The organism is Rhodopseudomonas sp. (genome assembly GCF_048594845.1).
Lineage (GTDB): Bacteria > Pseudomonadota > Alphaproteobacteria > Rhizobiales > Xanthobacteraceae > Rhodopseudomonas.
In genome coordinates this window covers 1-6,511 of sequence record NZ_JBMDXE010000384.1, presented here as the reverse complement: position 1 = coordinate 6,511, position 6,511 = coordinate 1, and the positions used below count along the sequence as shown (strand labels likewise).

The 6,511-nt window shown below is 65.6% G+C and carries 6 protein-coding genes; 5 read left to right on the top strand and 1 reads right to left on the bottom strand.

What is annotated here, in order from left to right; genetic code table 11:
- The 3 genes from ACOJTD_RS26305 to ACOJTD_RS26295 all read left to right on the top strand — a co-directional run.
- On the top strand, positions 1-555 hold a 555-nt coding region (locus ACOJTD_RS26305; RefSeq protein ID WP_420135793.1), incomplete at its 5' end, for an ABC transporter ATP-binding protein.
- A 20-nt stretch (positions 556-575) separates the two neighbouring features.
- Positions 576-1,694 carry a cobalamin-independent methionine synthase II family protein gene (locus ACOJTD_RS26300; RefSeq protein WP_420135792.1) on the top strand — a complete coding sequence of 373 codons (1,119 nt, stop codon included), beginning with the start codon at positions 576-578 and terminating at the stop codon, positions 1,692-1,694.
- A 264-nt stretch (positions 1,695-1,958) separates the two neighbouring features.
- Positions 1,959-2,999 carry a glycosyltransferase family 2 protein gene (locus ACOJTD_RS26295; protein ID WP_420135791.1) on the top strand — a complete coding sequence of 347 codons (1,041 nt, stop codon included), beginning with the start codon at positions 1,959-1,961 and terminating at the stop codon, positions 2,997-2,999.
- A 25-nt stretch (positions 3,000-3,024) separates the two neighbouring features.
- Here the strand turns inward: ACOJTD_RS26295 and ACOJTD_RS26290 are convergent, their stop codons facing one another.
- Positions 3,025-4,329 carry a UDP-glucose dehydrogenase family protein gene (locus ACOJTD_RS26290; protein ID WP_420135790.1) on the bottom strand — a complete coding sequence of 435 codons (1,305 nt, stop codon included), beginning with the start codon at positions 4,327-4,329 and terminating at the stop codon, positions 3,025-3,027.
- Positions 4,330-4,529: 200 nt separating this feature from the next.
- Between ACOJTD_RS26290 and ACOJTD_RS26285 the strand changes: the two genes are divergently transcribed.
- Positions 4,530-5,882, top strand: a complete 1,353-nt coding sequence (locus tag ACOJTD_RS26285) for a hypothetical protein (RefSeq protein WP_420135789.1) — start codon at positions 4,530-4,532, stop codon at positions 5,880-5,882.
- 63 nt (positions 5,883-5,945) lie between these two features.
- A partial coding sequence (locus ACOJTD_RS26280) for an S-adenosylmethionine synthetase N-terminal domain-containing protein (RefSeq protein ID WP_420135788.1) occupies positions 5,946-6,511 on the top strand: 566 nt, incomplete at its 3' end.

Genomic DNA, 6,511 nt, shown 5'->3' with positions numbered 1-6,511 from the left:
TTTTCCGGCCGGATCAGCCTCGGCGGCGTCGACATCACCACGCTGCGGCCGGACCAGCGCGCCCGCGCCGGGATCGGCTGGGTGCCGCAGGAGCGCAACATCTTCAAGTCGCTCACCGTGGAGGAAAACCTCACCGCGGTGGCGCGGCCGGGGCCGTGGACGGTGAAGCGCATCTACGAGATGTTCCCGCGGCTCGAGGAGCGGCGGAGCAATTTCGGCAACCAGCTGTCCGGCGGCGAGCAGCAGATGCTGGCGATCGGCCGGGCGCTGACGCTCAATCCGAAGCTGCTGCTGCTGGATGAACCGACCGAAGGGCTGGCGCCGATCATTGTCGACGAGCTGCTGGTGGCGATCGGCGCGATCACCCGGTCAGGCGGCATTTGCTCGATTGTGGTCGAGCAGAATGCGCGAAAAATCCTCGGGCTCGCGGATCGCGTTGTGATATTGGAACGCGGAACGATCGTGCACGAGGCGCCGAGCGCGGCGCTGAAGGACGATCCGGCGACGCTCGAACGCTATCTCGGCGTCTCCGGCGCCGCTGCCACCAAGAGCTGATCCTGTCTGGGAGTGAGACGATGCAGAGAACCAAAGCCCCCTTCCGCGCCGACGAGGTCGGCAGCCTGCTGCGCCCGCAGAGCATCAAGGAGGCGCGCGCCAAGCTGGAGAAGGGCGAGATCACCGCGGCCGATCTGAAGAAGATCGAGGACAGCGAGATCGAGAAGGTCGTCCACAAGCAGTCGGCGATCGGTCTCAAGCTCGCCACCGACGGCGAATTCCGCCGCTCCTGGTGGCATTTCGACTTCCTCGCCAAGCTGACCGGGTGCGAGCTCTATCATCCCGACACCGGCATCCAATTCGCCGGCGTGCAGACCCGCAACGATTCGATCCGGGTGATCGGCAAGCTCGACTTCCCGGACGATCATCCGATGCTCGATCACTTCCGCTTCCTCAAGAAGCACGCCGACGTCGCGCATGTGACGGCCAAGATGACGATCCCGTCGCCGGCGGTGCTGCACTTCCGCGGCGGCCGCAAGGCGATCTCCAAGGAGGTCTATCCGGATCTCGACGTGTTCTTCGAGGATCTCGCCAAGACCTATCGCAAGGCCGTCAAGGCGTTCTACGACGCCGGCTGCCGCTATCTGCAGTTCGACGATACGGTGTGGGCCTATCTGTGTTCGCCGGACGAACTGGAGAAGGCCCGCGCCCGCGGCGACGATCCGGACAATCTGCAGCAGATCTACGCCCGCGTGATCAACTATGCGATCGCCGAGCGGCCGGCCGACATGGTGATCACCACCCACGTCTGCCGCGGCAATTTCCGCTCGACCTGGATCTCCTCGGGCGGTTACGAGCCGGTGGCCGAGACGCTGCTGGCCGGCATCAACTACGACGGCTACTTCCTCGAATACGATTCCGAGCGCGCCGGCGGCTTCGAGCCGCTGCGCTTCCTGCCCAAGGGCAACAAGGTCGTGGTGGTCGGCGTCATCACCTCGAAGTTCGGCGAACTCGAGAAGAAGGACGACATCAAGCGCCGTCTCGAAGAGGCCGCCAAGTTCGCCCCGCTGGAGCAACTCGCGGTGTCGCCGCAGTGCGGCTTCGCCTCGACCGAGGAAGGCAACATCCTCAGCGAGCAGGAGCAGTGGGACAAGCTGCGCCTTGCGGTGGAAGTCGCACAGGAGCTCTGGGGCAAGTAAGCCCGCACGGCCATTGCGAGCCAACGGGTCGGCGCATAGCGCCGCCCGGTGGCAGGCTCCGTGAAGCAATCCAGTGGCTCGCCACAGTCCTCCGTCTTGCCCGGGCCTGTCCGGGGCATCGACGTCTTCGGTCTGTTGCAACAAGAAAGACGGGGATGTTCGGGACGAGTCCGGCCATCACGAACCGATCAGCTTGAGAGTTCCTTAAGCGACGCGTCCTTATCATCGCCGGGTCCAGTTCCTAACGATTGCTTAAGGATCGTCATGGCCGCCGCGCCCGAGCTTCGACGTCCGCTGCGCGGCGATCTTGCGTCGATGGCGCAGGCGCTGCAGGAATTCGCCGCGCGCGAGTTTCCGCAGGTCGCGGTCGCCGCGCCGCGACTCGCCGTGCTGGTGCCTTGCTACAACGAGGAAGCCACGGTTGCGCGCGTGGTGGCGGACTTCCGGGCCGCGCTGCCGGACGCCGACATCTACGTCTATGATAACAACTCCGCCGACCGCACCGCCGAGATTGCGCGGGACGCCGGCGCCGAGGTGCGTCGCGAGCGGCGGCAGGGCAAGGGGCAGGTGGTGCGGCGGATGTTCGCCGACATCGATGCCGACGTCTACGTGCTGGTCGACGGCGACGCCACCTACGACGCCGCCAGCGCGCCGAAACTGATCGCGGCGCTGATCGACGAACATCTCGACATGGTCGTTGGCGCGCGGATCGATCAGGCGCAGGGCGCCTGGCGCCGCGGCCATCGCACCGGCAACCGGCTGCTCACCGGCTTTCTCTCCGCCGTGTTCGGTCAGGCCTTCAAGGACATCCTGTCGGGCTACCGCGTGTTCTCGCGGCGCTTCGTCAAGACCTTCCCGGTGCTGTCGGGAGGATTCGAGATCGAGACCGAGCTCAGCGTCCATGCGCTCGAACTGGCGATGCCGGTCAGGGAAATCGAGACGCCATATTACGAGCGGCCTGAAGGCTCGGTGAGCAAGCTGAAGACCTGGCGCGATGGCTTCCGTATCCTTGGTACCATCCTGAAGCTGTATCGCTCGGAAAAGCCACTGCGATTCTTCGGCGCCATCTCGATCGCGCTTGCGGTGCTGTCGGTCGGCCTCGCTATCCCGCTGATCATTACTTTCGCCGAGACCGGGCTGGTGCCGCGGTTTCCGACCGCGATCCTGTCGGCCAGCATGATGATCGTCGCGGTGCTGGCGGCCTCGTCCGGGCTGGTGCTGGACACCGTCACCCGCGGCCGCCGCGAGATGAAGCTGCTGGCCTATCTGGCGCATCCCGCGCTGGGGCAGCGCCCCGGCGCGTAGTTTCTGGCGAAACGCACCGTCCGGCTCAGCCCCGCCCGACGCTGTGATAGTTGAAGCCGTATTCGGCCATCTGCTCGGGCCGGTACACGTTACGCAGGTCGACGATCACCGGCTGCTTCATGGTGCCCTTCAGACGGGCGAGGTCGAGGGCGCGAAACTGCACCCATTCGGTGACGATGACGAGGACATCTGCGCCCTGAGCGCAATCGTAAGCGTCGTCGCAATAGGTGATGTCGGGTAGCTCGGCCTTGGCCTGCGTCATGCCGACCGGGTCGAACGCCCGCACCACCGCGCCCATGTCGATCAGGCCGGTAATCAGCGGGATCGACGGCGCGTCGCGCATATCGTCGGTGTCCGGCTTGAAGGTCAGCCCGAGCACGGCAACGGTCTTGCCGCGGATATTGCCGCCGAGCGCGTGCGAGACTTTGCGAGCCATCGCGCGCTTGCGGTTGTCGTTGACGGCCAGCACCGCCTCGACGATGCGCAGCGGCACCTCGTAGTCGTGTGCGGTCTGCACGATTGCGCGGGTATCCTTCGGGAAGCACGAGCCGCCGAAGCCGGGGCCGGCGTGCAGGAATTTCGGGCCGATGCGATTGTCCATGCCGATGCCGCGGGCGACATCCTGAACGTCGGCGCCGACCTTCTCGGCGAGGTCCGCCATCTCGTTGATGAAGGTGATCTTGGTGGCGAGGAACGCGTTGGCCGCGTACTTGATCAGCTCGGCGGTGCGGCGCGCGGTGTACATCAGCGGGCCCTGGTTCAGCGACAGCGGCCGGTAGATCTCGCCCAGCACCTTGCGGGCGCGTTCGTCCGAGGTGCCGATCACGATGCGGTCGGGAAACTTGAAGTCGCGGATCGCCGCGCCCTCGCGCAGGAATTCCGGGTTGGAGGCGACAGCCGCGTCGGCGTCCGGATTGGTCTCGCGGATCAGCCGCTCGACCTCGTCGCCGGTGCCGACCGGCACGGTCGACTTGGTGACCACGACGGTGAAGCCCTTCAGCGCCGCGCCGATCTCGCGAGCGGCCGCATATACATAGCTGAGGTCGGCGTGGCCGTCGCCGCGCCGCGACGGCGTGCCCACCGCGATGAACACCGCGTCCGCCTCGCCCACGGGGGCGGTGAGATCGGTGGTGAAGCCGAGACGGCCGGCCCGGACGTTGGCCGCCACCAGCTCGTCCAGCCCCGGCTCGTAGATCGGGATCTGGCCGCGATGCAGCGCCGCGATCTTGTCGGCGTCCTTGTCGACGCAGATCACGTCATGGCCGAAATCCGCAAAACACGCCCCAGATACCAGCCCCACATAGCCGGTTCCGATCATCGCTATCCGCATCGCACTCTCGTCTCTTGGCGTCCCCGGCGGGTGCGCCGGGGGTGCGGGCCTCTTAACAGAAACAGGGGAGTTTCCAAATGACAGCCGGATATTGGCGGCTGTCCTCCCAAGTTCCAGTTTCGCCCGGAGGGTTGCTTTTGTATGGTGGGCAGGCGAAGGTGCGCCGTCCCACTGAACCCGATCTTCCCACCCGCGAGCGGATGAAAAACGACCAGCTCCTCAGCCGGATTTCCGACTACTGCCGCGAGGCGGGGATGGCGGAGACCACCTTTGGCCGGCGTGCCGTCAATGACGGCAAGCTGGTGCAGCGGCTGCGCGAGGGGAAGCGGATCACGGTCGATACGCTGGACCGGATCGAGGCGTTCGTGGCCGCCGGGCTCGGCAATCCGCCGCCGCCGCGCGGGCTGGTGGTGCCGCCGGAGCGGCGCGATCCGCGCAGCAATTTCCGGTTCTTCGAGAACCGGCAGAAGTACCTGCTGTTCGTTCACACCTGCAGCGAGAAGCGGGTGGTGGCGGACCGGGTCGCGCTCGAACTCGCCAGCATCCACCCCCGGCCGCCGGCCGTACGGGTGTTCGATGCCGGTTGCGGCGACGGCACCGTGCTGGCCCGGGTGCTGCGGGCGATGCACGGCCGCTTCCCACACATGCCGTTCTATGTGGCCGGCAAGGAACTCAGCCTCGAGGACCTGCGGCTGACGCTGGACAAGGTCTCGGACCGGCTGTTCGAGCACCCGGCCTCGGTGTTCGTCTTTACCAACATGTACTATGCCGAGGCGCCGTGGCTGACACCGGCGTCGCCGAGTGCGGCGGCCAGCATGATCTGGCACGAGGTACCGCTGCGCGGCGCGTCGTCGGGCGAATTCGAGACCCAGATCGCCGAGCTTGGGCCGTTTCTGCAGGAGAACTGGCGCGCGGCGGTCAGCCCACGCTCCGGCATGCCGGTCTACGAGCGCCCGGTGGCGATCGTGCTGTACCGGGAGGACCACCGTTTCCTGCTCGATTCGATCATCCCGCGGGCGGGGCGGACCGAGGCGAATTTCGACCTGATCATCGCCTCGCAGCCCTACCGGGCCAAATCGAGCGTCAACTTCCGCGCCAAGCGGATCATTGCGCCGCTGGCCCGGGCGCTGCGGGCCGGCGGCCGGCTGATCGGAATTCACTCCCATGGCCAGGATCCCGGACTGGAAATTGTCCAGGCGGTCTGGCCCGACGAAAACCCATTCTCGGTGAGCCGCCACGAGCTGCTGCGCGCCGTCAAATACGAGCTCGGATCAGCAGGGAGGGACCTCAATTTTAACGCTTATGCGGATAGCCGGTCGATCTTCAGTTATGATATGGAAGCCCTGCCAAACGAGGTCACAGGGTCGATCGGCAATTCGACGGCCTTTGCAGCCTGGAATGCCGCGGTGTATGTCGCGCAAATCGAGGATGACCGGCTGACGGAAATGACCCAGGGCGGCCACTATCTGGAAGCCACCAGAGAGGTTTTGCGCAAGCACAGCGGGCTCTGGTTTTACGACGAATCCTACGTCATCTCGCGTCGTCGCGATTGACTTTTCAGGGATATATCATTCACGAAAGCGCCGCCGGTCGGTCCGGTGGATAAGGGGTTGGTGATGCGTGCGTCCTATCTGTTCACGAGTGAGTCGGTGTCGGAAGGTCATCCGGACAAGGTCTGCGACCGGATTTCCGACGAAGTCGTCGATCTGTTCTTCCGCGAAGGCCCCAAGGCCGGCATCGATCCCTGGGCGATTCGCGCCGCCTGCGAGACGCTCGCGACCACCAACAAGGTGGTGATCGCCGGTGAGACCCGCGGCCCGGCCTCGGTGACCAACGAGCAGATCGAGGGAGTCGTTCGCGCCGCCATCAAGGACATCGGCTACGAGCAGGAAGGCTTCCACTGGAACACCTGCGATATCGAGATCCTGCTGCATCCGCAGTCGGCCGATATCGCCCAGGGTGTCGACGCGCTGCAGCCCGGCACCAACAAGGAAGAGGGCGCCGGCGACCAGGGCATCATGTTCGGCTACGCCACCAACGAGACGCCCGACCTGATGCCGGCGCCGATCTTCTACGCCCACAAGATCCTGCGGCTGATCTCCGAAGCCCGCCACTCCGGCAAGGAGAAGGTGCTGGGTCCGGACTCCAAGAGCCAGGTCACCATCCAGTACGAGAACGGCAA